This is a genomic window from Blautia sp. 2227st1_G12_2227SCRN_220401 (assembly GCF_039062885.1).
GTDB classification, from domain to species: domain Bacteria; phylum Bacillota; class Clostridia; order Lachnospirales; family Lachnospiraceae; genus Blautia_A; species Blautia_A fusiformis.
Genome location: NZ_JBCLNI010000021.1, coordinates 1 through 22,999 on the forward strand (window position 1 = coordinate 1; position 22,999 = coordinate 22,999).

24 protein-coding genes and 1 pseudogene are annotated in these 22,999 nt (G+C 46.9%); 23 read left to right on the top strand and 2 right to left on the bottom strand.

Features of this window, described 5'->3' with window-relative positions:
* From ABCM67_RS11215 to ABCM67_RS11320, 22 genes and pseudogenes are all read left to right on the top strand, one after another.
* A pseudogene (locus ABCM67_RS11215) lies at window positions 1–153 on the top strand (co-chaperone GroES); the annotation flags it as partial.
* Window positions 153–647, top strand: a complete 495-nt coding sequence (locus ABCM67_RS11220) for an MATE family efflux transporter (protein ID WP_331466963.1) — start codon at window positions 153–155, stop codon at window positions 645–647. The pseudogene ABCM67_RS11215 and the gene ABCM67_RS11220, both read left to right, overlap by 1 nt.
* Window positions 648–676: 29 nt before the next feature.
* Entirely contained in the window at window positions 677–910 is a 234-nt protein-coding gene (locus ABCM67_RS11225; RefSeq protein WP_342992873.1) for a hypothetical protein, read from the top strand.
* A gap of 222 nt (window positions 911–1,132) precedes the next feature.
* Window positions 1,133–2,704, top strand: coding sequence for an ABC transporter substrate-binding protein (locus ABCM67_RS11230; protein WP_147603004.1), 1,572 nt, complete (start codon window positions 1,133–1,135; stop codon window positions 2,702–2,704).
* 98 nt (window positions 2,705–2,802) lie between these two features.
* Window positions 2,803–3,753, top strand: a complete 951-nt coding sequence (locus tag ABCM67_RS11235; RefSeq protein ID WP_227588710.1) for an ABC transporter permease — start codon at window positions 2,803–2,805, stop codon at window positions 3,751–3,753.
* Window positions 3,754–3,766: 13 nt separating this feature from the next.
* Window positions 3,767–4,600 carry an ABC transporter permease gene (locus tag ABCM67_RS11240; RefSeq protein ID WP_015524834.1) on the top strand — a complete coding sequence of 278 codons (834 nt, stop codon included), beginning with the start codon at window positions 3,767–3,769 and terminating at the stop codon, window positions 4,598–4,600.
* 15 nt (window positions 4,601–4,615) lie between these two features.
* Window positions 4,616–5,575 (top strand): ABC transporter ATP-binding protein, encoded by a 960-nt coding sequence (locus ABCM67_RS11245; protein WP_021650545.1) that lies wholly within the window; start codon window positions 4,616–4,618, stop codon window positions 5,573–5,575.
* Window positions 5,572–6,549, top strand: coding sequence for an ABC transporter ATP-binding protein (locus ABCM67_RS11250; RefSeq protein ID WP_021650544.1), 978 nt, complete (start codon window positions 5,572–5,574; stop codon window positions 6,547–6,549). The genes ABCM67_RS11245 and ABCM67_RS11250 overlap by 4 nt, the downstream gene beginning before the upstream one ends.
* Window positions 6,550–6,578: 29 nt before the next feature.
* Window positions 6,579–7,847, top strand: a complete 1,269-nt coding sequence (locus ABCM67_RS11255) for an L-serine ammonia-lyase, iron-sulfur-dependent, subunit alpha (protein ID WP_021650543.1) — start codon at window positions 6,579–6,581, stop codon at window positions 7,845–7,847.
* A 44-nt stretch (window positions 7,848–7,891) separates the two neighbouring features.
* A complete protein-coding gene (locus ABCM67_RS11260) occupies window positions 7,892–8,683 on the top strand; it encodes an NYN domain-containing protein (protein ID WP_022426781.1) in 792 nt (263 codons plus the stop codon).
* Window positions 8,680–9,642 carry a tRNA-dihydrouridine synthase family protein gene (locus ABCM67_RS11265; RefSeq protein WP_147603002.1) on the top strand — a complete coding sequence of 321 codons (963 nt, stop codon included), beginning with the start codon at window positions 8,680–8,682 and terminating at the stop codon, window positions 9,640–9,642. Before ABCM67_RS11260 ends, ABCM67_RS11265 begins: the two co-directional genes overlap by 4 nt.
* Window positions 9,639–10,184, top strand: coding sequence for a DUF2284 domain-containing protein (locus ABCM67_RS11270; RefSeq protein ID WP_015524841.1), 546 nt, complete (start codon window positions 9,639–9,641; stop codon window positions 10,182–10,184). Before ABCM67_RS11265 ends, ABCM67_RS11270 begins: the two co-directional genes overlap by 4 nt.
* 84 nt (window positions 10,185–10,268) lie before the next feature.
* The gene (locus tag ABCM67_RS11275) at window positions 10,269–10,532 is read left to right on the top strand and encodes a YabP/YqfC family sporulation protein (RefSeq protein ID WP_021650540.1); all 264 of its coding nucleotides are present in this window, start codon (window positions 10,269–10,271) and stop codon (window positions 10,530–10,532) included.
* Entirely contained in the window at window positions 10,532–11,737 is a 1,206-nt protein-coding gene (locus ABCM67_RS11280; RefSeq protein WP_147603001.1) for a sporulation protein YqfD, read from the top strand. Before ABCM67_RS11275 ends, ABCM67_RS11280 begins: the two co-directional genes overlap by 1 nt.
* The gene (locus ABCM67_RS11285) at window positions 11,730–12,755 is read left to right on the top strand and encodes a PhoH family protein (protein WP_021650538.1); all 1,026 of its coding nucleotides are present in this window, start codon (window positions 11,730–11,732) and stop codon (window positions 12,753–12,755) included. The genes ABCM67_RS11280 and ABCM67_RS11285 overlap by 8 nt, the downstream gene beginning before the upstream one ends.
* Entirely contained in the window at window positions 12,752–13,246 is a 495-nt protein-coding gene (gene ybeY, locus ABCM67_RS11290; RefSeq protein ID WP_021650537.1) for an rRNA maturation RNase YbeY, read from the top strand. The genes ABCM67_RS11285 and ybeY overlap by 4 nt, the downstream gene beginning before the upstream one ends.
* Window positions 13,247–13,322: 76 nt before the next feature.
* Window positions 13,323–14,372, top strand: coding sequence for a DUF3048 domain-containing protein (locus tag ABCM67_RS11295; RefSeq protein WP_021650536.1), 1,050 nt, complete (start codon window positions 13,323–13,325; stop codon window positions 14,370–14,372).
* A gap of 34 nt (window positions 14,373–14,406) precedes the next feature.
* A complete protein-coding gene (gene proB, locus ABCM67_RS11300) occupies window positions 14,407–15,270 on the top strand; it encodes a glutamate 5-kinase (protein WP_044960851.1) in 864 nt (287 codons plus the stop codon).
* Window positions 15,271–15,286: 16 nt separating this feature from the next.
* Window positions 15,287–15,508 (top strand): DUF896 domain-containing protein, encoded by a 222-nt coding sequence (locus ABCM67_RS11305; RefSeq protein WP_044960849.1) that lies wholly within the window; start codon window positions 15,287–15,289, stop codon window positions 15,506–15,508.
* Entirely contained in the window at window positions 15,486–16,046 is a 561-nt protein-coding gene (locus ABCM67_RS11310; RefSeq protein ID WP_147603000.1) for a 5-formyltetrahydrofolate cyclo-ligase, read from the top strand. The genes ABCM67_RS11305 and ABCM67_RS11310 overlap by 23 nt, the downstream gene beginning before the upstream one ends.
* A 52-nt stretch (window positions 16,047–16,098) precedes the next feature.
* Entirely contained in the window at window positions 16,099–17,340 is a 1,242-nt protein-coding gene (locus ABCM67_RS11315; RefSeq protein WP_044960845.1) for a glutamate-5-semialdehyde dehydrogenase, read from the top strand.
* A gap of 112 nt (window positions 17,341–17,452) precedes the next feature.
* Window positions 17,453–20,530, top strand: a complete 3,078-nt coding sequence (locus tag ABCM67_RS11320; RefSeq protein WP_202189105.1) for a hypothetical protein — start codon at window positions 17,453–17,455, stop codon at window positions 20,528–20,530.
* 90 nt (window positions 20,531–20,620) lie between these two features.
* On the opposite strand, the gene ABCM67_RS11325 is transcribed toward ABCM67_RS11320, so the two are convergent.
* Both ABCM67_RS11325 and ABCM67_RS11330 read right to left on the bottom strand, forming a co-directional pair.
* The gene (locus ABCM67_RS11325) at window positions 20,621–21,352 is read right to left on the bottom strand and encodes an ABC transporter permease (RefSeq protein ID WP_021650531.1); all 732 of its coding nucleotides are present in this window, start codon (window positions 21,350–21,352) and stop codon (window positions 20,621–20,623) included.
* Between the two features lie 54 nt (window positions 21,353–21,406).
* Entirely contained in the window at window positions 21,407–22,249 is an 843-nt protein-coding gene (locus ABCM67_RS11330; RefSeq protein ID WP_021650530.1) for an ABC transporter ATP-binding protein, read from the bottom strand.
* 149 nt (window positions 22,250–22,398) lie between these two features.
* Between ABCM67_RS11330 and ABCM67_RS11335 the strand changes: the two genes are divergently transcribed.
* On the top strand, window positions 22,399–22,932 hold the full coding sequence (locus ABCM67_RS11335) for a hypothetical protein (RefSeq protein WP_244095990.1): 534 nt from the start codon (window positions 22,399–22,401) through the stop codon (window positions 22,930–22,932).
* The last annotated feature ends 67 nt before the right edge of the window (window positions 22,933–22,999 follow it).

Here is a 22,999-nt window from a genome sequence, read left to right on the forward strand (position 1 = left end):
GGTAAGGTCGTAGACGGTAAAGAAGTACCGGTACAGGTAAAGCCGGGCGACCGTGTGATCTACGGAAAATACACAGGAACCGAGATCAAATATGAGGGTGAGAAATATCTGGTGATCAACGCAGATGATATCATTGCCATCGTAAAAGATTGATGAAGAATTTTTATCGTAATTTTCTGAAATTATGCTCCATGCTGGTGCAGCAGAATGTAGTGACCTTAAGTGTCAATCTTGCGGACAACATTATGCTTGGAGCCTTCAGCGAAACTGCATTATCCGGTGTGACCACCGTAAACCAGGTACAGTTCGTCTTTCAGCAGCTGCTTATGGCTCTGGGAGACGGACTTGTCATATTCGGAAGTCAGTACTGGGGAAAGAAAGAGACAGAGCCGGTAAGGAAGATCGGTGCCTGGGCCATGCGCACAGGCTTTTTTATTGCCCTTGTGCTGTTTATCCTGGCCAGCCTTTTTCCAACACAGCTGCTGGGGCTTTTTACAACAGACCAGACGATTATCGAAGCCGGTCTTTCCTATCTGGCGATCATCCGGTTTACTTACTTTTTCTTTGCGGTGACGCAGATCCTGCTTGCTACACTGCGCTGTGTGGAAATTGCAGGGGTTGCCTTCGGGCTTTCGGTAATGACTTAAGTGTAGTAATGGTAGGAATGTCCTATCAGATGCCGACAAATGGTGGTATCATCCGGGGAAGCGGAAGCATCGCCTATTCCATGAAGGTGGACCTGATCAGTACCTGGGGGATCGTGATCCCTCTGTCCATGTTTATGGCATTTGTGGTCAATGCATCCCCGGCAGTGGTGGTGTGCTGCCTGAATGCAGATCAGATCTTTAAATGCGTGCCTGCATTTTTGAAGTGCAATTACGGACACTGGATCAAAAATATGACGAATTAAGGAAATATATATAGATCAGAGGCAAGATACAGAAAATTTATCTTGACGCCTGTGTGATCTGTATGTAGAATAAATACAAGCTTTAACGAAATGCAGTAAAAAAATCTCTGAAGAGCCAGGGACAGCTTGACAAAGGTAATATGGTATAGTATTATCTTGTCTATATCATATTAAACTGGTGGGAAAAGAGGAATACTCACTGAAACACAGGAGGAACAGGAAATGAGAAAAAAAGTACTGGCAGCGCTTCTGGCAGCTGCAGTGGCAGGAACAACTGTTATGTCAGGAATGACTGCTTTTGCAGCAGAAACAGAAGGAACCAAGGCGGAAGGCGGAAATATTACCATTGCAGAAACAGCAGATCCGCAGAACATCAATCCGCTTTATGTTGTGGATCAGACAAGCTTCGATATGATGCAGGCACTGTACAGCCCGTTTTTTGAGATCGTGAACGGAGAGATGTATTACGGAAACGGACTTTGCGAAAGTGTAACAGCCAATGATGATGCCAGCGAATTCACACTGAAGCTCAAAGACGGACTGAAATGGCATGACGGTCAGCCGATCACAGCCGATGATGTGGTATTCACCATGCAGGTGCTGGTAGATGAGAAGCAGAATGTTCCGTATTCTTCTTACGGATACGTTAATAACAAGGCAGTAGAGGCAGAGAAGGTTGATGACCTTACAGTCAAGATTTCCCTTGGATCATCTTCCGCAGGATTTCTTGGCGGACTGAGCCAGGTTTACTGTATTCCGAAGCATATTTATGATGGCGTGGAGAATATCGGAGAAAGTGATCTCAACAATGAACCGGTGGGAAGTGGTCCTTTTAAGTTCGAGGAATACAAATCCGGAGAGTATTATAAAGTAACAAAATTCGATGACTATTTTGATGATGTAAATATGGATTCCATCACCTTCAAGATCGTAAAGGATTCCAGCTCCGCCAATGCGGCACTTGCAAGCGGAGATCTGGATGCACGTCTGATCAGCGCAGATGATTACGATACCGTCAGTGCTTACGATAACGTAAACATCAATACCTATAATTCCGGACGTGTCAACGCCATGTTCATGAATGAGCTGAACGAAGATCTTCAGGATGTAAAGGTACGTCAGGCGATCGCATACGCACTGAATAAAGAGGAGTTCTGTCAGTTTGCTTTCCTTTCCGAGGATTATGCAGAGCCTGCAGATTCTATTTTTACACCGGATACTCTCTACTATACAAAACCGGACAATACCTACGACAATGATCCGGCTAAAGCACAGGAGCTCCTTTCCGAAGCAGGAAAGACAAGTCTTTCTCTGAACCTGATGTATATCTCCACAGATAAGACAATGGAGAGTGAGGCTCTGTATGTACAGTCTGCCCTTGCCAATGTAGGAATCACCATCAATCTTCTTCCTACAGATGAGTCTACCTTCAAGAATAAGACAAAGGATCCGGAGTGCACAGATTATGATCTGGTGCTGAGCTTCTACACTCTGGGAGAAGAGCCGAGCCTTTATGCAGACATGAGTTCTTCCGACAGTCGTTCCAACTATTCCAGGATCAAGGATACAGATCTGGATGCATTGTGGGAAGAGGGCAACAGCACTGCAGATGAGACAAAACGTGGTGAGATTTATAAGGAGATCCAGAATACGATCAATGATAACATGTATATCTATCCGATCGCTTATTCCAATGGTTTCTATGCGGTAAGTAAAGATTTCGGAGGCTTTGATGAATGTCTGTTAAAAACTATTTATTATGATTATTCCAAGATCTACACATTGGAGAAATAAATAATTTTATAGCGGATGAATACCGGAAACAGAAAGAGGCTGACGCGTTTTTGCGCCAGCCGATTTCCTGTTTTCGGGGAAAATAAAGGAGGTACATTTTGAAGAAGATCGTAAACCGTCTGATACAGTGTATTCTGACACTGTTTATTGTCTCTGTTCTCTGCTTTGCACTGACAAAAGCAGCGCCCGGAGATCCTGTCCTGACTTATGTGGAACCAAATATGAGTGAAGAATATATCCAGAACCTGAGAGAAAGCCTGGGACTTACAAAGCCTGTCTATGAGCAGTACTTTCTGTGGCTGGGAAGGATCTTTCACGGGAATTTCGGAAATTCCCTGATGAATAACCGACCGATCCTGACACAGATGCTGGAGAGGCTTCCCGCAACCGTGATCCTAATGGGAACCAGCATGCTGCTTGGTTTTCTCATTGCCATTGTACTGGGCCTGTATTCCGGAAAGAATAAAAATGGTGTTCTGGATAAGATCACCAGCATGTTCTGTTATGTAGGTATCTCCATTCCTACGTTCTGGTTCGGTATCATGCTGATCTATCTCTTCAGTGTGCATCTCCATATCCTGCCAAGTATCGGTATGCATTCAGACGGCAACCGTTCCTTAGGAGATCTGATCCTGCATATGGTCATGCCCTGCGCAGTTCTGACATTTGCAAATGCTTCACAATACATCCGGTATTTAAGAAGCAGTACCATTACGGAAATGTCCTCCGATTATGTTATGGTGCAGAAGGCTTATGGAATGAAAGAGTCTGGAATCCTTTTCCGGCATGTACTGAAAAATGCCATGCTTCCTATGATCACAGTTCTCGGAATGAGCCTGCAGTCTCTGGTTTCCGGTGCCATTATCACCGAGCAGGTTTTTGCATGGCCGGGAATCGGTCAGCTGGCAGTGACCGCTGTTATGCAGTATGATTATCCCCTGATCATGGGAATCACCATGTTTACCGCGCTTCTCGTGGTGCTCGGAAATCTTCTGGCAGATATCCTGTATGCTGTCTTTGATCCGAGGATCCGCAAAGCAGGATGTTAGGAGGTAAAGGGACATGAGAGAAAATATCTGGAAAAATATCAAACTTGGTTTTAAGACAAATAAACTTGCAGTGGCAGGTGCAGCAGCGATCATCCTGCTGGCACTGATCTCCATTTTTGCCTTTTTGTATCCGGTAGATCCCAATGCCATCAGCGCCACAGAGCGACTGAATGCTCCATCCATGGCACACCTTTTCGGTACGGATGATATGGGACGGGATTATCTGGCCCGCTGTATTTACGGAGGAAGAGCATCCCTTCTGGTGGGCTTCCTTTCCATGGTGCTTTCGACAGCCCTTGGTGTGATCATCGGTTCCATCAGCGGTTTTGTGGGAGGAACGGTGGATGCAGTGCTGATGCGTCTGGTGGATGCGCTGATGAGCCTTCCGACATTCCTGATCATGATCGTTATGAATGCCTTCCTGAAACCGGGACTTCAGAACATTGTCCTGATCATCGGCTTTCTGACCTGGATGAATATTGCCAGGATCGTCCGTGGCGAGACTATTTCCCTGAACGAGAGAGAGTATGTCATCTATGCAAAGATCTCTGGACAGAAGAAATTCTCCACCATTGTACATCATATCCTGCCTAACATCATGCCTACCATTATCGTGGCTGCAACCATGAACATTGCCAATGCCATCCTGATGGAATCTGCACTGAGCTTTTTTGGCCTGGGTATCCAGCCGCCTACGGCTTCCTGGGGAAGTATGCTGAGCAATGCACAGCGCTATATCCAGCAGGCACCGTATCTGGCTATTTTCCCCGGAATCCTGATCCTGATCACGGTCGTCAGCTTCAATTATCTGGGAGAAGTATTAAGAAAAGTATTCGAGCCCAAGTAAGGAGGACATTTACATATGGAAAAATTACTGGAAGTAAAAGATCTGAAGGTGTCTTTCTTTACAGACCTTGGAGAGACACAGGCAGTAAAAGGTGCAGGCTTTGCCATCAGTGAGGGGGATTTTTTCGGGATCGTAGGAGAGTCCGGAAGCGGAAAAAGCGTGACCACCAAATCCATTCTCCGTCTCGGACCATCCAACTGTAAGATCATGGGTGGTGAGATCCTGTTCCGGGGAGAAGATATCCTGAAGAAAAATGAAGCAGAGCTCCGTGAGATTCGCGGTGGTGAGATCGCCATGATCTTTCAGGATTCTCTTTCCGCACTGAATCCGGTTTACACTGTTGGCAATAAGATGGTAGAGCTGATCCGGCGCCATACCAATATGAACAAAAAAGAAGCAAAGGCCCGGGTGCTGGAGCTTCTCACAGCCGTTGGCATCACAGACCCGGAAAAGGCTATGAACAGCTATCCCCACGAGCTTTCCGGCGGTATGCGCCAGCGTGTGATGATCGCCATGGCCATGAGCAGTGATCCGAAGATTCTGATCGCAGATGAGCCCACCACAGCCCTGGATGTTACGATCCAGGCGCAGATCCTTCATCTGCTTCTGGAGCTTCAGAAAAAAAACAATATGAGCATCATCCTGATCACTCATGATCTGGGCGTTGTAGCGCAGACCTGTAAACGGGTAGCTGTCATGTGTGGTGGCTACGTGGTGGAAGAGGGAACTGTAGAAGAGATCTTTCTTCATCCGGGACATCCCTATACACAGGCACTGATCGCAAGCATGCCGCGGGTGGGAGGTACCTTTGAACAGTTTCTGGAGAGAGATCTTTCGGACGGAAACGGTGATCTGTGTCCCTTCCTGAATCGCTGTAAATATGCGGACAAAACCTGTGAAGCCTGTCTTCCGAAATATTATGAGGCTTCAGAGGGACACAGGATATTCTGTCACAGAAGGGAGGAGAAGAGATGAGCAAGCCCTTAATTGAAGTAAAAGATCTGAAAGTATATTTTAAACAGAAATCTCCGAAGCTTCTGTCCTTTAAGCCGGGCATACTGAAGGCTGTGGATCAGGTAAGCTTTTCGATTGAAAAGGGGAAAACCTTCGGTCTGGTAGGAGAATCCGGAAGCGGAAAATCTACCATCGGAAAGGCAATCCTACGTTATCATAAACCCACAGGCGGTGAGATTTTTTATGAAGGAACAGAGATCGGAGCCATGGGGGAAAAAGAACTGCTTCCATATCGCAAAAAAATGCAGTCCGTTTTTCAGGATCCCTATTCCTCTCTGGACCCAAGCCATACAGTGCAGGATATCATCTGTGAGCCTATGGCGATCCATAAAATGTACACGCAGAAAGAACGTAAGGAGCGTGCAAAAGAACTGATCCGCGTGGTTGGCCTCAAAGAGCAGGATCTTCTGAAGTATCCTCATGAGTTCTCCGGCGGACAGCGTCAGAGGATTTCCATTGCAAGAGCACTTTCCGTACAGCCGGAATTTGTAGTCTGCGATGAGCCCATTTCTGCGCTGGATGTTTCCCTGCAGGCCCAGATCGTCCAGATGCTTCAGGATCTTCAGGAAAAATACGGGCTGACCTATCTGTTCATCAGCCATCAGCTGCAGGTGGTCCAGAAGATCTGTGATGAGATCGGGGTGCTTTATCTTGGAAATCTCATGGAGATCGCAGATGCAGATAAGCTCTATTCCAATCCGCTACATCCTTATACAAAAATGCTGATCTCCTCGATTCCGGTTCCGGACCCGAGAGTCAAAACTCTGGATCAGATCGTTACGGATACCGGAGTACAGTCCAGATCTATCGGGGGCTGCCGCTTCCATAACCGCTGTCCGTGGTGTGAGGAACGCTGCAGACAGGAAACCCCGGCACTTCGTCAGGTGGAGCCGGGACATATGGTAGCATGTCATAAATATCAGGAAAAGAAATAATCATAAAATACGGGAAGGTAAATAAAAAAGTGGACAAAAATATATATAAAAACTATCTGGCGATCCTCCGTGAGGAGATGATCCCGGCTATGGGATGTACAGAACCGATCGCTCTGGCCTATGGTGCGGCAAGAGCAAGAGAGATCCTTGGGAAAGAGCCGGAGCGTATCGTAGCAAAATGTTCCGGAAATATCATCAAAAATGTGCGTTGTGTGATCATTCCCAATTCAGGAGGCTTAAAGGGGATTCCTGCAGGTGTGATCCTTGGGGCGGTGGCAGGAGATGCCTCACTGAATATGGAAGTTCTTTCCAAAGTCGATGAAAAGGGCAGGGCACGCTGCCGGGAACTTCTGGAGGCAGATATCTGTAAGGTGGAGCTTCTGGACACGCCGGTAGTCCTTCACATTATCATCGAAATGTATGCCGGTGAAGATGCCGTCAGCCTGGAGATCAAATACGATCATATCAATGTGACCAGGATCAGCAAAAACGGAGAGATCCTCCTTGATGCAGATAAAGCAGTGGAAGAAAAGGAAGAGACGGACCGCGGCCTGTTAAATCTGGAGGATATTCGGGAATTTGCAGATACCGTAGAGCTTTCCGATGTAAAGGAGCTTCTGGATGCGCAGATCAGAAGCAACATGGCCATTGCTCATGAGGGAATGACCGGAAAATACGGCCTGGGTATCGGGCGCGTGATCCGTGAAAATTATTCTCACGATATGCTCACCAGAATGAGAAGTCTTACTGCAGCGGCTTCTGAGGCACGTATGGGTGGCTGTGATATGCCGGTTGTCATCAATTCCGGAAGCGGAAATCAGGGAATTGCATGCTCTGTTCCGCTGATCGTCTATGCAAGAGAGATGGAGCTGCCGGATTACAGCCTCTACAGGGCTCTGGTGTTTTCCAATCTCCTCACAGTTTATCAGAAGCAATATATAGGGAAGCTGTCTGCCTTCTGCGGTGCGGTATCGGCCTCCTGTGCAGCCGGAGCTGCCATTACCTATATGGTAGGCGGAGATATTTCCCTGATCAAAAAAACGATTGAGAATACCCTTGCCAATATTCCGGGAATCATCTGTGATGGGGCCAAGATTTCCTGTGCTGCCAAGATCGCAGCCTGTCTTGACGCAGCCTTCCTGGCGCATCATCTTGCCATGAACGGGCAGTCTTATGCACCTTATACAGGAATTCTCCAGGAAGAAACCGCAGAGACCATCAGCTGTGTGGGACAGATCGGAAAAGACGGTATGAAGGAAACAGACAGAGAGATCCTCAAGATCATGCTGGAGCATTGATCCGCATCGGAGACGGCACAGATTAAACAGAAAAGGTTGGATTTATGGACAACGAATTAAGAATTGCAATACTGATCGATGCAGATAATGTATCAGACAAATACATCAAGATCATCGTGGATGAAGTGGCAAACATCGGCATAGCCACCTACAAACGGATCTATGGAGACTGGACCAGTGCACGGCTTTCCTCCTGGAAAAAGGTTCTTCTGGAGGATTCCATCATTCCTATCCAGCAGTACAGCTATACCACCGGAAAAAACGCCACCGATTCGGCGATGATCATTGATGCCATGGATATTCTGTATTCCGGAAATGTGGATGGATATTGTATTGTTTCTTCGGACAGTGATTTCACCCGTCTGGCAGCAAGGCTCCGGGAATCCGGAATGCTGGTCCTGGGGATGGGTGAGGAGAAGACGCCGAAGCCGTTTATTTCCGCATGCAACCAGTTTAAATATCTGGATCTTCTCTACCGCAACCAGCAGGAGGAAGAGAAGAAGGAAGATCTGGCTACTGCAGCAGAAGCTAAAAAATCCGGAAACAGCAGCAAACAGAGCAGCTCCGGCTCCAGGAAGAACAAAGATCTCAAGCGGGTACGCAAGGCCATTAATGCCATCATCGAGAAATTTTCTGACGAAGAGGGATGGCTTTCCTCCGGACAGCTGGGCGACCAGCTTGGGAAACGACTTCCGGATTTTGATGTGCGTAATTACGGATATTCCAAGCTGACCCCCTTTATCAAATCTCTGGGAAATTATGAGACAGGCAGGATCCCCACAGGAAGCGGAGGGAGAAAGCAGATCTATTTCCGGATGAAGGAGGATAAACAATGAAGAATTATCTGGCACCTATGGAGGGCGTAACCAACTGGGTTTACCGGAATGCATATCATGACTGTTTTTATCCCATGGATAAATACTTTACTCCCTTCATCACTGCCAAGCCCAATAAACGTCTCAGCAGCAAGGAGATCAAAGAGGTATCACCGGAAACCAACGGAGATCTTCCGGTGATTCCTCAGATCCTGACCAACAATGCGGAGGATTTTGTGAAAACAGCGCATATCTTCCGGGATGAATACGGACACAGGGAAGTAAATCTCAATCTGGGATGCCCCTCGGGAACTGTCACAGCCAAGGGAAAGGGTGCCGGTTTCCTGGGCGAGCCGGATAAGCTGGAACGTTTTCTGGATGAGATCTTCGAAAAAACCGGGATGGAGATCTCCATAAAAACGAGAGTGGGAACGGATTATGAGGAAGACTGGGAACGGCTTCTTGAGATTTACGGCAGATATCCCCTGAAGGAGCTGATCATCCATCCACGCCTTCTGAAGGATCATTATAAGGGGATTCCCAGATATGAACTGTATGAGGAGGCAAGGGAAAAGCTGAAGGTTCCCCTGGGATATAACGGGGATATTTTTTCAGTGGAGGCTTATCAGGAAATCCGGGAGAAATTTCCGGATGCAGACAGCGTCATGTACGGAAGAGGCCTGATCGCAAGGCCCTATCTTCTGGATGCCATTATGCAAAAAGAAGACGGAGAGGATCACCGGGAAGAATACCGGAAAAAGCTGCGGCAGTTCCATGACCGTCTTTACCGGGATTATCAGGAATATCTTTCAGGAGAACGAAATGTACTTTTCCGCATGAAGGAATTGTGGAGTTATATGGCACCGGGCTTTACCAATTATGCCAGATATCTGAAAAAGATCAAAAAATCCCAGCATTTTGGTGACTATGAGGCAGCAGTTATGAGCCTTTTTGGAGAACAGGAGATCTTAAAGGTATGAACAGTATAAAAGAAAAATTTGATGAGTTTATTTCCCAGTATCCCATTTTTGAGTATCGTGTGCTGGATACCGGGGATATTAAAGTACAGTCACGTGTGCGTACGATCTGTAAACAGGAATGTGAACGTTATGGGAGCACATGGGCCTGTCCTCCGGCAGTGGGAGAGCTGTCAGAATGCGAAAAGAAGATCCGGAGCTATCCGAAAGCAGTTTTCTTTTCCAGCGTTGCGGAGGTATCGGATATCATGAACATGAAGGAGATGCTTTCCACAAGAATGGAACACGAAGCGCTTACAGAGAAGGTACGTGATTTTCTGGAGGGAGAGGGCTATGAGACCTTTACACTTTCCACGGAATCCTGTGACTTCTGTGAACGCTGTGCCTATCTGGACGGAAAACCATGCCGTTTTCCGGAGCATATGCATCCATGTCTGGAAAGCTATGGCGTGGTAGTCAGTGAGATCGTAGAAAAGGAAGCTATGGAATATAATCTGGGTGGAAATACCATTCTCTGGTTTTCCATGGTGCTGATCCGCAGATAAAAGACAAAAAGCAGATACAGTGAAAGATACATAAGAAGAAATCCTCCGGCATAGATTAATGATAAAAGCCGGAGGATTTTTTTAATGAGAAAAATGTCAGCTTTTCTGGAGCTTCCCGGGGAACCGGCATTTCGGGAGGTGCAGGTGATACTTACGGGAAAACGCCGGGCAGTGATCGAAAATTACCGGAATATCCAGAGCTATACAAGGGAGGAGATCCTGATACTGACACCTTCCGGCAGACTTGTGATCCGTGGGAAAAACCTTGTGATCCCCTGCTACACAACCCTTGAACTATGTATCCGCGGGCAGATCGAAAGCATCACGCTGGAGGAGGGAAATAAGTAATGATCCCAGGTTTTGTGCGGGTTTCTGTTAAGGGGCAGCAGTGCCAGCGGTTTGTGAACCTTTGCAGAGGCAGGGAAATGGATCTGAAAAAGATCATCCGTACCGGTGAGACGGAGCTTCAGCTGACCATGAAGGTAGCGGATTTTCTGCAGATCTCGCCACTGCGAAGAAAAACAGGGGTACATATCCACATCCTGAAAAAAAAAGGACCTTTGTTTTTTCTGCTTTTCTGTAAAAGAAGAAAAATGATCCCTGCAGGGTTTCTGGCAGTTTTCTGCCTCCTTTTTTTTCTGTCAGGCAGAGTGTGGAACGTTGAGATCCGGGGAAATATTTTAAATCCCACACCCCAGCTGATGAGCTTTCTGAAAGAGCAGGGGGTCTGTTTCGGAGTATCCAGAAAAAAGATCAGCTGCAGTGCACTTGCAGCTTCCCTGCGAAGAGAATTTCCGGAGATCACCTGGGTGTCTGCCGGATTTTCGGGAACGGGCCTGCGTTTTGAGATCCGGGAGGGAACTGCCGGAGAAAAAGCAGAGCCGGAAGAAAGAGCATGCAGTCTGTTTTCAACTCTGGACGGTGTGATCGATTCCATGGTCACACGGCAGGGAACTCCTCTTGTCAGGGCTGGGGATGAAATAAAAAAAGGTCAGGAACTGGTTTCCGGGATCGTGGACATCACCGATGACAGTCAGGAGGTCATCCGCTATGCATATGTTCAGGCAGATGCGGATATTTACATCCGACATACCATTGCCTATTACGATACCTTTCCGTTGGACATAGAGAAAAAGGTATGGTCCGATAAAAAGAAAACAAGGCTTTTTTTTCAGCTGGGAAACTGGTTTCTGGACTTTTCCTCTCCTCTGAAACAAAATGAGGAACGCCTCGTCAGCCGGGAACCTCTTTTCAGTATCGGGATTTTTCGTTCTCCTGTTACCCTGGGGATCGCTGCGATCGGGAAGTACGAAGTACAGAAAGAGCAGCTGACAGAGGATGCCGCAAAAAAACAGGCCATACAAAGGCTTTATGCCTATGAAGAAAAATTAATAGAAAAAGGGGTTCAAATATCTGAAAATAATGTTAAAATAGAAATAAATCACCAGGACTGCGTCAGCAGAGGCACTCTTACAGTCATTGAACGGACCGGAAGAGAAGCCCCCACAGAAAAAAAAACGCAGTCAAAAGAAAGGACACCAGAGGATGGCTAGCAGCATTATCGAATTATATGTGGATGTGCCGGCAGACCGCCAGGCGAATATTTTCGGACAGTTTGACGAGCATCTGAAGCTGATCGAACGTACTCTGAACGTAACCATGATCTTCCGTGACGGTTCTCTTAAGATCCTGGGAAGCCAGGAGGGAGCCACACAGGCCAGGGCAATCGTGGAGGAACTGAACACACTTGCGGGCAGAGGCAATACCATCACACAGCAGAATGTGAACTACGCACTTTCCCTTGCCATGGAGAAGATCGGCTCCGTGATGGAGGAGATCGACAAGGATTTTATCTGTAATACCATACAGGGCAGACCCATCAAGCCCAAGACTCTCGGACAGAAGGACTATGTGGAACAGATCCGTAAGAAGATGATCGTGTTCGGCGTGGGACCTGCCGGAACCGGCAAAACCTATCTTGCCATGGCTATGGCAGTAACTGCTTTTCGCAATGAGGAGGTTTCCAGGATCATTCTTACCAGACCGGCCATTGAGGCAGGCGAGAAGCTGGGATTCCTTCCTGGCGATCTCCAGAGCAAGGTCGATCCCTATCTGCGTCCTCTTTATGACGCATTGTATCAGATCATGGGCGCAGACAGCTTTGCCAAAAACATGGAGAAGGGGCTCATCGAGGTTGCCCCTCTTGCCTATATGAGGGGACGTACACTGGATAATGCCTTCATCATCCTGGATGAGGCACAGAATACCACACCTGCCCAGATGAAGATGTTCCTGACCAGGATCGGCTTCGGTTCCAAGGTGATCATCACAGGAGATGCATCCCAGAAGGACCTTCCCAGGGACGCCACGTCTGGTCTGGATGTAGCGATGAAGGTGCTGAAGAAGATCGATGATATCGGATTCTGTCAGCTGACCAGCAAGGATGTTGTACGTCATCCACTTGTACAGCAGATCGTACAGGCCTATGACGATTATGAAAAAAAACAGAAGCCTGTCAAATCCAGGAAGGATGACAGGTATGCTGTAAAAAATAAGGAGTACAGAAGATGACCATAAATATCGAATATGAGACAGATCAGGATCTGGGCATTGACTATGCTGCCCTTGCATCCCAGGTTGCGGACAAGGTTCTTGAAATGGAAAAATGTCCCTATGACGGACAGGTCAATCTTGTCCTGACAGACAACGAGGAGATCAAGAGGGTAAATACGGAATTCCGGAATATCCAGGCGCCTACGGATGTGCTGTCATTTCCTATGATCCCCTTTGAGACACCGGCGGATTATTCCGTTGTGGAAGAGGATGAGTCCTATTTTGATCTGGACAGTGATGAACTCCTTCTTGGAGATATCATGATCTCCGTGCCTAAGGTTTTTGCCCAGGCAGAGGAATACGGACATAGTGTGACAAGGGAATTCTGTTTCCTGGTGGCACACAGTATGCTGCATCTTCTGGGCTATGATCATATGACAGAGGATGAGGCAAAGGTCATGGAAGCCAAGCAGGCAGCGGCACTGAAGGCGCTGGGGATCAACCGCTAGCTCCGGAATGACTGCGGGCTGTCCCACGGAAAAGCTAAGCGGAAAACTCTTCCGCTTTAAGAAAAGGAGGTAATATATGAGAATGAAAAAGACAGGTATCCTGGCAGGTATCACAGCTGCATGCATCTGCATTGCCCAGACTGTTCCCGCTTTTGGAGCAGGGCAGGATCTGGTAGGCTTTGTCCCCAATGAGGAAAAGCAGGAAGAAACCCAGGTAAAGAGCTATCTTACCGGCGAAAATGTTCCGGAGAGCATTGGACGGAGAAGACCGGTTGCCGTGATGATGGGCAACAACAGTGTCGGAGCTCCCCAGAGTGGTATCGGACATGCCGGTGTTGTTTACGAAGCGCCGGTGGAAGGTAATATTACCCGTCTTATGGGTATTCTCGAAGATTACGATGAGTTGGAACGAATCGGTTCCGTTCGCAGCTGCCGTGACTATTATCTCTTTTATGCCAACGAATTTAATGCGATCTATGCCCACTACGGACAGGCTGCCTATGCACTGCCTTATCTGGAGCAGCATGTGATCGATAACCTCAACGGGATCCAGATCGGCAAGCTGGCTTTTTTCCGCACAACAGACAGGAAGGCACCTCACAATGCCTACACAGATGCCAGTCACCTTCAGGCAGGCATAGATGCCATGGGATACAGCCAGGAATATAAAGAAGAATATACCGGACATTATCTTTTTGCAGAAGATGGTACAGAGACTGTACCGGATGGGATCACAGCCAGCCTTGTGAAGCTGGATAATTTTACTGACAATCATCCGTGGTATGAATACGATGAAGAGACAAAGGAATATAAGAGATTCCAGTTTGGCAAGGAACATGTGGATCAGTTGGATAATGAACCGCTTACCTGCGACAATATCATCCTTCAGTATTCATCCTGCCCGGCCTACGATGGAAACGGCTATCTGAATATTGATGCCATTTCCGGCGGAGAGGGCAAGTTTATTACCAGAGGCAAAGCTATTGATATCCGCTGGGAGAAGGATTCTCCATGGGGGATCACGCATTATTACGACGGAAATGAACAGGAGATCCGCCTGAATCCGGGTACTACCTGGGTGGAGATCGTACAAAATGACAGGATTGATTCCGTTACTTATCAGTAAGACTAATATACAGGTATCAGGAGAAACAAAAAACATGAACGCAAATTACAGGGAACGACTGAAAGACAAGAAACGCATCGTTATCAAGATCGGATCATCATCACTGATCCACGCAGAAACAGGAAGACTGGATTTCCGTAAGCTGGAGATCCTGGCCAGAGAGCTCAGCGACCTTCACAATCAGGGGAAAGACGTAGTGCTGGTATCCTCCGGAGCCATTGCGGTAGGTGCAGCTGCACTGGGTATGAAGGGAAAGCCGGCAGAGCTTGAGAAAAAGCAGGCCTGTGCAGCTGTGGGACAGGCCAGGCTGATGACCATTTATCAGAAGCTTTTCGGGGAATACAATCAGATGGTGGCACAGATCCTGATGACCAAGAATACCATGGTCAACAATACCAATCGCAGGAATGCCCAGAATACCTTCCAGCAGCTTCTGGCAGAAAAGGTGATCCCTATTGTAAATGAGAACGACTCGGTATCCTCCTACGAATTCCAGAACCTGGTAAAATTCGGAGACAACGATACCCTTTCCTCTGTGGTTGCTGCACTGATCGATGCGGATCTTCTGATCCTCATGTCCGATATTGACGGTCTTTTTACAGACGATCCCAATTCTAATCCGGATGCACAGTTTATCGACATTGTAGAAAACATGGATGACAATATGCGTAAGCTTGGCAAATCCTCCACAGGAAGCAATGTCGGTACCGGGGGAATGGCGACCAAGCTTACCGCTGCGATCATCGCCACTGCGGCAGGGGCGGACATGGTCATTGCCAACGGAAACGACTTCCACAACATCCACAGGATCGTGGAAGGCAGGAGCTGCGGAACATTATTTGTAGGAAACAAGAAGGAAGAATTCTTCCTCATTGATTATATCGAAAAACTGCTTTAAGGAGAGTATCACTATGATGGACAATATCAAGATCGACAGGATCAACGCACTGGCACATAAACAGAAAAGTGTAGGTCTTACCGAGGAAGAAAAGGTGGAACAGGCGAAGCTTCGGAGAGAATATCTGGATGCAGTGAAGGGGAACCTCCGTGCGCATCTGAATAATATCGATATCAAAGAAAAGGATGGCAGCATCACCAATCTTGGAGAAAAATATGGAAGAAAAAAAGGAAATTAGAAAAAAGATCTTCAAAGCCAGAAAAGAACATACCGATGCCTGGATCCGGGAAAACAGTCTCCGGATCACAGAGGCCCTGACACAGCTTCCGGAATACCGGAATGCAGAACGGATCATGGCATACGCAGATTATAACCATGAAGTGATCACACGCTATATCATCGAGCAAGCCTGGAAAGACGGCAAGGAAGTGGCAGTGCCAAAGGTTTTCGGAAAGGATATGGTATTTTACAGACTGACCGATTTCAGTCAGCTGGAATCCGGCTACTTCGGGATCCCTGAGCCAAAGGAAGACGGAGAAACGGTTTCCTGGGAAGAAGCCATGATGGTCATGCCCGGGGTGGCTTTTGACGTGAATTGCAACCGGGTAGGCTATGGCGGCGGTTTTTATGACCGCTTTCTGGAAAAACATCCGGAGGTCTGCCGCGTTGCAGTAGGATTTTCCTTCCAGATCCTTTCGGAGGTTCCCACAGAGCCTACGGATATCCGTCCGCAGGTCATTGTGACGGAAGAGAATATATACCGCGATACACAGTAAGATATTGCTGTAAAGACAGAAAGAAAGGCAGGAATATTTGGAAATGAATGAAATGCTTGAAAAACTGGGACAGAATGCGAAAGATGCGGAGACAGTCCTTCGAAATCTTTCCACAAATGACAAAAATAAAACCCTGGAAGCTGTGGCAAAGGCTCTTGTCGCTCATACCGATGAGATCCTGAAGGCCAATGCCCTGGATGTGGAAAACGGTAAAAAGAATCAGATGCCGGAAGGCCTGATCGACCGTCTGATGCTGACACCGGAGAGGATCGAAGGAATGGCAGACGGACTTCGTCAGCTTACCGGTCTTGAAGATCCCATCGGGGAAGTTACCGGTATGAAAAAACGTCCCAACGGACTTCTGATCGGACAGAAACGTGTTCCCTTAGGCGTGATCGGCATCATTTATGAAGCGCGTCCCAATGTTACCTCAGATGCATTCGGTCTTTGTTTCAAAACCGGAAATGTCGTGATCCTGAAGGGTGGAAGCGACGCGATCCATTCCAATACTGCCATTGTCAACTGTATCCGTGAGGCATTAAAAGCCTGCAGCATTACCGAGGATGCTATCCAGCTGATCCAGGATACCTCCAGAGAAACGGCTGCGGAATTTATGAAGCTGAACCGGTATGTGGATGTACTGATCCCACGTGGCGGAAGAGGACTGATCAAAGCAGTGGTAAACCAGAGTACGATCCCTGTCATCGAGACCGGAACCGGAAACTGCCATATCTATGTGGACGAGACTGCAGATCTTCAGATGGCAGCGGATATTGTGATCAATGCAAAGACCCAGCGTGTGGGTGTATGCAATGCATGCGAGTCCCTTCTTGTAAACCGTAAGGTGAAGGACGATTTCCTGCCGGTACTGGCCGGACGCCTTAAGGAGAAGCATGTGGAGGTCCGTGCAGATGAAGCAGCAAAGGCTCTGATGCCGGGAGCAGTTCCTGCAACAGAAGAGGACTGGGGAACAGAATATCTTGACTATATCCTTTCTGTAAAGGTAGTGGATTCCGTGGAGGAAGCCATTGCACATATCAATAAATATAATACAAAGCATTCGGAGGCTATCATTACCAATGATTATACCCATGCCCAGAAATTCCTGGATGAGGTAGATGCAGCGGCAGTTTATGTGAACGCTTCTACCAGATTCACCGATGGAAATGAGTTTGGATTCGGTGCGGAGATCGGGATCAGCACCCAGAAGCTCCATGCAAGAGGCCCAATGGGACTCCTTGCACTGACCACCACCAAGTATATTATTTATGGTAACGGACAGGTACGTCCGTAAGACAGATACAGTAAAGCGGATTCTTTGGTCCGCTTTACTTTTTTGAAGTGTTGTGCTATACTTTTTTGTAATTGGATTTAAACAGACTAACTCATAACAGGAGGACTTATAAATGAAAAAAAAGCAGCTTTTTGCAGTCCTGCTTGCAGGTTCCATGACTGTTGGAATGGCACCTGCCGCAGCGTTTGCCGCTGAAGATACCGGAGCGGTAACAGAGGCAGAAGCACCGACTGCAGACGAGAATACAGAAACACCAGATGACGGAGTGGCTGTGGATGACCAGTCACAGAGTGAAGCCGACGCCCAGGCTCAGGCAGAGGCCGAAGCCCAGGCAGCAGCTCAGGCCCAGGCAGAGGCAGAAGCACAGGCAGCAGCCCAGGCCCAGGCGGAAGCAGAGGCACAGGCAGCAGCCCAGGCTCAGGCGGAAGCAGAGGCACAGGCAGCAGCTCAGGCTCAGGCGGAAGAGGCGCAGCAGGAGCAGCAAACTACTGCGGCAGATGCAACGGTTACTACTGCGGCAGAACTTCAGGCAGCGATTAATAATGCACCTGATTTTGCAGGATCTATTGATGATAGTGATCTATATACATCTGCTTATAAGATTCTGATCAGTGCATCGTTTAATCTCACAGATACTATTACCGTTCCTGCCAATAAAAATATTGCAATTTTTGGTGCAACAAATGCTACAACTGTAGTTGGACGTGGAAGTGTTGCAGGAGATATGTTCAAAGTAAGTGCAGGAAGTATTTTGTCCATGACACAGAATGAAGGTGACGGCTCCTCAGAAATCGGTAAACTTTCTGTTGAAGGTAAGAAAGACGATGAAACTGCAGTCGATGGATCGATTGTTTCCGTAGAAGCTGGCGCTAAATTTGTGATGACGACAGGTGTTACCCTTTCCAAGAATGTTTCTACTGCAGCAGGTGCGGCAGTTAAAAACAGCGGTAAACTTGTAATTACAGGTGGAGAGATCAAAGATAATGTATCTACAGGCGGAGCTGTTTACAGCACAGGTACGATTTCTTTGGAACATGGAACGGATGCTGCAGCAGACGAACCGAAGATCATCGAGAACTATACAAGCGCAGAAAAGAACGTAAAATCCAATATCGTATTAGGAAAGCAGGATCAGAGTGCAGGAAGTATCATCATTGTCGGTGCATTTGAGAACCAGAACATTGGATATTCCGTAGAGAATCCGGTAGTTGACTATACAGTTTTCCAGAAGCCTGAATCTTTAGCTGCGGATGCATTTGCAAAGGCAATTAAGGCGATGAGCTATGAAGGCGACCAGAGTTATGGAATAAATACAGCTACAGGTCTGCTTGTTTCCAACATTCCAACGGTTAATATTGATAATCCTACAAGTAAAGAAGCAAATACTGTTTCTGTAACCTTCACATCTGATAAAGCAGGTACATATTACTATAAATATGTTGCAAAAGGTGCGGAAGCTCCGACCATCGAGACAGCTACAGAAGGTGGAACGGTTAAGGCAGGAGAAACTACTTCCCTGAAACTTACCAAGGTCACAGACAAGACTATTGACCTTTATGTATGGGTAAAAGAAAGTGAAAGTGGTAACGCCATTGTTGGTGAAGGTGTAAAGAAGGATATTGCAGTAACACAGGCACAGAATCCAGTTGATCCGAAACCGGCAGCACCAAAGGTTACAAAAATCAGCGCAGAAAGTAAAACTGCAACAACTGCAGAAGTAGTTCTTCAGTCTGATAAGAGTGGTACATGCTATTACAAATGGGTGGCAAAGGGAGCGGATAAACCTTCCATTACAACTAAAGACAGCAAGATTGCGGTCACCGCAAAAAAAGATTGTAAGATTGATCTGAAAAATCTGGAAGGTGATGCGATTGATCTTTATGTGCAGGTAGTAGCAAAAGATGGATCAAAGACAGCAGTGACCAAGATTGCAACTGTTACTTTGAAAGAAACAGCTAAAACACCTGCGAAGATTTCCAACGTAAGCTACAAATGGAAAGGTCATACATCTGCGACTGTAACTATGCGTTCTGATAAAGCAGGTGTGTACTATTATGAATGGGTAAAACGTGGTTCCAAAGCTCCGACAGTTGATAAAATGAGCAAAGGAACAAAGGTTTCCGCAAATAAGGATTTCACGATCAGTTTGAAAGATTTGGATGCAAACAATGCGATTGATGTTTATGTGAGTATCAAAGGAACTGACGGAACTGTAAGTACACCAAAGAAGATTACATTGGATGAAGCTAAGCGTCCGGCAAATGTCAGATGGGTTGGCTTTTCATGGATCAACCATACATCTGCGAATGTTACCCTTATTTCGAATAAGAGCGGTACCTGTTATTATAAATGGGTTTCTCGTAACAGTGATGGCACATCTGCCACTCCGAAAGATCTTACATCTACCGGAAAACAGATAACATTTACTGCTGATAAGAAATTTAATATCGGTCTTGAGGATTTAGATTCTGACAACCCAATTGATCTTTATATCCAGATCAAAGATAAAAATGGTGTTTTGACGAATCCATTGAAAATAGCATTTAAAGAAGATTCCAGACCGAAAGTTGCAGATCCAACTCCGACTGACACACCGGATGCATACATCCCAAATGTAAAAGAGAGCGTAGTACAGGGACTGGATGAGGCAATTCAGTTCTATCCGAATCAGTTCTATGAATTTACTGTGATCGGTGCAGGAACAACCAATCAGGATCCAAATGAGGGTGATGTGAAGTGGGTTCCGGTTTACTGGAGTACAGCTGCAAACCCAACCCAGAGCCAGATGCATACAGCATGGAAGATTGGTTCCGGCAAGGGAATCAACAAAGACGCTACATACAACCTGTACGTATTCTTCCAGAAATACATCTACACCGGTGGTCAGTGGCAGGAGACAGACACCATTGAATCCGCAGTATATCAGTTTAGGTCTGCAAAACTGACACCTACCGGAACTCCGGGAGCAGACGGTACATACGGTACCGGCGGCCAGACAGGTTCTGATCCGGATGCAACCATAACAGGAGAGGCATCTGCAACATCCTCCAACGGAGGCAACGGAACCAGATCTAAGAATGCAGTATCAACAGCCGATAACTCACCGATCGGAACCATGTCCGCACTGGCAGTGGCATCCCTTCTTGCAGGTGGATATGTGATCGTGAGAAGAAGAAAAAAGGACATCTAAACGCACAATAGCCAAAATAGCATAACAAATAAAAAAATCACCGGTTTTCCGAAAGAACAGGAAAGCCGGTGATTTTTTGTAAAAATAAATTTACAGATTTTTTTTCTTATAGATAAACCAGGAAGCTGCAATGCTGAATGCAATTAGATAGACTGTCAGGATCAGGACACTGAGGTAATTGACTCCACCGCCGGAAGCAATGGTACGGATCAGATGACTGGTCTGTGACAGTGGAAGAGCAGCTACAAAATTCCCAAGAAAGCCCGGGATCTTCTCTGTAGAGAAGAAGGTGTTGCACAAAAAAGCCATTGGCATAATGATATAATTGGAAAAACGAGGTACATCCGCATGGTTTTTGGCAAGGAAAGAAACCACAACACCGATGGCTGAAAATACAGCACCGTTGAGGAACATCACCAGCAATGACCATCCGTTGAACACAAGACCGGTTCCAATCGGCATGGTCAGAAGAAGGATGATCCCTCCTGCATAAAGACCGCGGAGACTGCCTCCGATGATCTGTCCGGCAATAAACTGCCACAGAGGTGTCGGAGATATCATAACCTGGTCAAAGGCTTTTTCGTAAAGACGCTGTACATTCAGATTCTGTGCGATAGCATTAAAGCTTCCGTTCATTGTAGTCAGTGAAACTACACCAGGGATCAGGAAATTCAGATAAGGCTCTCCGTGTGAGGAGGTCTGGATCCCCATTCCAAAAACGATCAGATACATCAGCGGTGCGATCATGGCCGCCAGCGTGATCTTATAGAAATCCCTTCGGAACTCCACCCATTTTTCCCATAAAATAGTAAGTATTCCCATGATAATTCATCGTCCATTCTGTTAAATTATAAAATAACTGTGGCTGACGCCGGCTTATCGCTGCATCAGATGCCTGCCTGCGCGCTCCACAAAAACATCCTCCAGAGTTGTCTCGCGAAGGGTGCACTGTCCGTCCAGAGAGGACAGAAAAGAGATGGCCTCTTCCCGACTGTGGAAGTAGTGGCTTTTTGCCCCTTCCGGTGTTTCCTGATCTACGGTGTATTTGCCCAGGCCGTCGATCAGGCCCGATGGAGTATTAATCTCCTCCAGCTTTCCGTGATCCATAAGTGCTACCCGGTTGCAGAGAGACTGTGCCTCTTCCATATAGTGGGTTGTCAGAAGAATGGTCAGATTTTTTCCGTTCAGCTGACGGAGAAGATTCCACATCTGTCGTCTGGATAGCGCGTCCATGCCTGCAGTGGGCTCGTCTAGAAGAAGGATCTCCGGACTTGTGAGAAGTGCCCGGCATACCATAAGCTTTCGTTTCATACCACCGGAAAGCTTCCTTACAGTCCGCTTGCGGAAGGGAAGAAGTCCGCAGAAATCCAGAAGCTCTTCGGTTTTCCGTTTGATCTCTTTTCGTGGCATGAAATAAAGACGGCCCTGATATTCCATGATCTCGTCCATGTTCATATCCTGGCGCATGGAATATTCCTGCGTGATCACGCTAATCTTGCGCTTCAGATCCGGTCGGTTGCGTCCAAGTGTCTGCCCGTCAATGAGGATTTCGCCCTCTGTGGGCAGGAGCAGAGTGGAAAGCAGACTGATCGTGGTGGTCTTTCCGGCACCGTTGGGTCCCAGCAGACCGAAAAATTCGCCGGTTTCTATGCGAAGATCCAGAGAATCCACAGCAGTAAAACTGTCGAATTTTTTTGTGAGATTTTTTGTTTCGATCATCTCTGTTCATTTCCTTTCGTTTGTATGCAAATTTCACTCTATTATACTGGAAAAGAAGAGACATTTCAACAATTCTGAGATGTTCTTTACAGAAAAGGGGCATTGTGCTATAGTGATACGAAGGAAAAACAGAAAACGGAGAGAAAACCATGAAAAACAGGATGAGAACAATAATGCTGCTTCTTCTGACTATGCTGTTGCTATGCCCGATACAGGTTCTGGCTGCAGGTGGAGAGAACGCAGTGAAGACAGATCTGGAGGACGGAGAATATTCCATACAGGTGGAGCTGGAAGGCGGAAGTGGAAAGGCCAGTGTTTCTTCCCCCACATTGATGCTGGTAAAAGAGGGGAAGATGTATGCACGGCTCCAGTGGAGCAGCTCCAACTATGATTATATGATCGTAGATGGGGAAAAATATCTCAATGAGAGCGAGGAAGGCAGAAATTCTGTTTTTACTGTCCCGGTAACTGTCCTGGATGATAAGATGGAAGTGATTGCAGATACACTGGCCATGGGTGCTCCTCATGAGATCGATTATACACTGACCTTTTATGAGGCTTCCATTGGCTCCAAGGGCCAGCTTCCTCAGGAAGCAGCGAAAAGAGTGGTTGCAGTTGCGCTGGTGATCATCATCGGCGGCGGTATCCTGAATTATTTTGTAAACAAAAGGAATCGGTGTTAAACCGGTTCTTTTTTTATGCCCTTTCGCATAATATACATAATAATGAACATGTATAAAGATGGAAGGA

What these genes read in the sequence shown, in the direction of transcription:
- ABCM67_RS11220 (WP_331466963.1), top strand. Translation starts at nt 153, where the DNA reads ATGAAGAATTTTTATCGTAATTTTCTGAAATTATGCTCCATGCTGGTG.
- ABCM67_RS11225 (WP_342992873.1), top strand. Translation starts at nt 677, where the DNA reads ATGCCGACAAATGGTGGTATCATCCGGGGAAGCGGAAGCATCGCCTAT.
- ABCM67_RS11230 (WP_147603004.1), top strand. Translation starts at nt 1,133, where the DNA reads ATGAGAAAAAAAGTACTGGCAGCGCTTCTGGCAGCTGCAGTGGCAGGA.
- ABCM67_RS11240 (WP_015524834.1), top strand. Translation starts at nt 3,767, where the DNA reads ATGAGAGAAAATATCTGGAAAAATATCAAACTTGGTTTTAAGACAAAT.
- ABCM67_RS11245 (WP_021650545.1), top strand. Translation starts at nt 4,616, where the DNA reads ATGGAAAAATTACTGGAAGTAAAAGATCTGAAGGTGTCTTTCTTTACA.
- ABCM67_RS11250 (WP_021650544.1), top strand. Translation starts at nt 5,572, where the DNA reads ATGAGCAAGCCCTTAATTGAAGTAAAAGATCTGAAAGTATATTTTAAA.
- ABCM67_RS11260 (WP_022426781.1), top strand. Translation starts at nt 7,892, where the DNA reads ATGGACAACGAATTAAGAATTGCAATACTGATCGATGCAGATAATGTA.
- ABCM67_RS11265 (WP_147603002.1), top strand. Translation starts at nt 8,680, where the DNA reads ATGAAGAATTATCTGGCACCTATGGAGGGCGTAACCAACTGGGTTTAC.
- ABCM67_RS11270 (WP_015524841.1), top strand. Translation starts at nt 9,639, where the DNA reads ATGAACAGTATAAAAGAAAAATTTGATGAGTTTATTTCCCAGTATCCC.
- ABCM67_RS11275 (WP_021650540.1), top strand. Translation starts at nt 10,269, where the DNA reads ATGAGAAAAATGTCAGCTTTTCTGGAGCTTCCCGGGGAACCGGCATTT.
- ABCM67_RS11280 (WP_147603001.1), top strand. Translation starts at nt 10,532, where the DNA reads ATGATCCCAGGTTTTGTGCGGGTTTCTGTTAAGGGGCAGCAGTGCCAG.
- ABCM67_RS11285 (WP_021650538.1), top strand. Translation starts at nt 11,730, where the DNA reads ATGGCTAGCAGCATTATCGAATTATATGTGGATGTGCCGGCAGACCGC.
- ybeY (WP_021650537.1), top strand. Translation starts at nt 12,752, where the DNA reads ATGACCATAAATATCGAATATGAGACAGATCAGGATCTGGGCATTGAC.
- ABCM67_RS11295 (WP_021650536.1), top strand. Translation starts at nt 13,323, where the DNA reads ATGAGAATGAAAAAGACAGGTATCCTGGCAGGTATCACAGCTGCATGC.
- proB (WP_044960851.1), top strand. Translation starts at nt 14,407, where the DNA reads ATGAACGCAAATTACAGGGAACGACTGAAAGACAAGAAACGCATCGTT.
- ABCM67_RS11305 (WP_044960849.1), top strand. Translation starts at nt 15,287, where the DNA reads ATGGACAATATCAAGATCGACAGGATCAACGCACTGGCACATAAACAG.
- ABCM67_RS11310 (WP_147603000.1), top strand. Translation starts at nt 15,486, where the DNA reads ATGGAAGAAAAAAAGGAAATTAGAAAAAAGATCTTCAAAGCCAGAAAA.
- ABCM67_RS11315 (WP_044960845.1), top strand. Translation starts at nt 16,099, where the DNA reads ATGCTTGAAAAACTGGGACAGAATGCGAAAGATGCGGAGACAGTCCTT.
- ABCM67_RS11320 (WP_202189105.1), top strand. Translation starts at nt 17,453, where the DNA reads ATGAAAAAAAAGCAGCTTTTTGCAGTCCTGCTTGCAGGTTCCATGACT.
- ABCM67_RS11325 (WP_021650531.1), bottom strand. Translation starts at nt 21,352, where the DNA reads ATGGGAATACTTACTATTTTATGGGAAAAATGGGTGGAGTTCCGAAGG.
- ABCM67_RS11330 (WP_021650530.1), bottom strand. Translation starts at nt 22,249, where the DNA reads ATGATCGAAACAAAAAATCTCACAAAAAAATTCGACAGTTTTACTGCT.
- ABCM67_RS11335 (WP_244095990.1), top strand. Translation starts at nt 22,399, where the DNA reads ATGAAAAACAGGATGAGAACAATAATGCTGCTTCTTCTGACTATGCTG.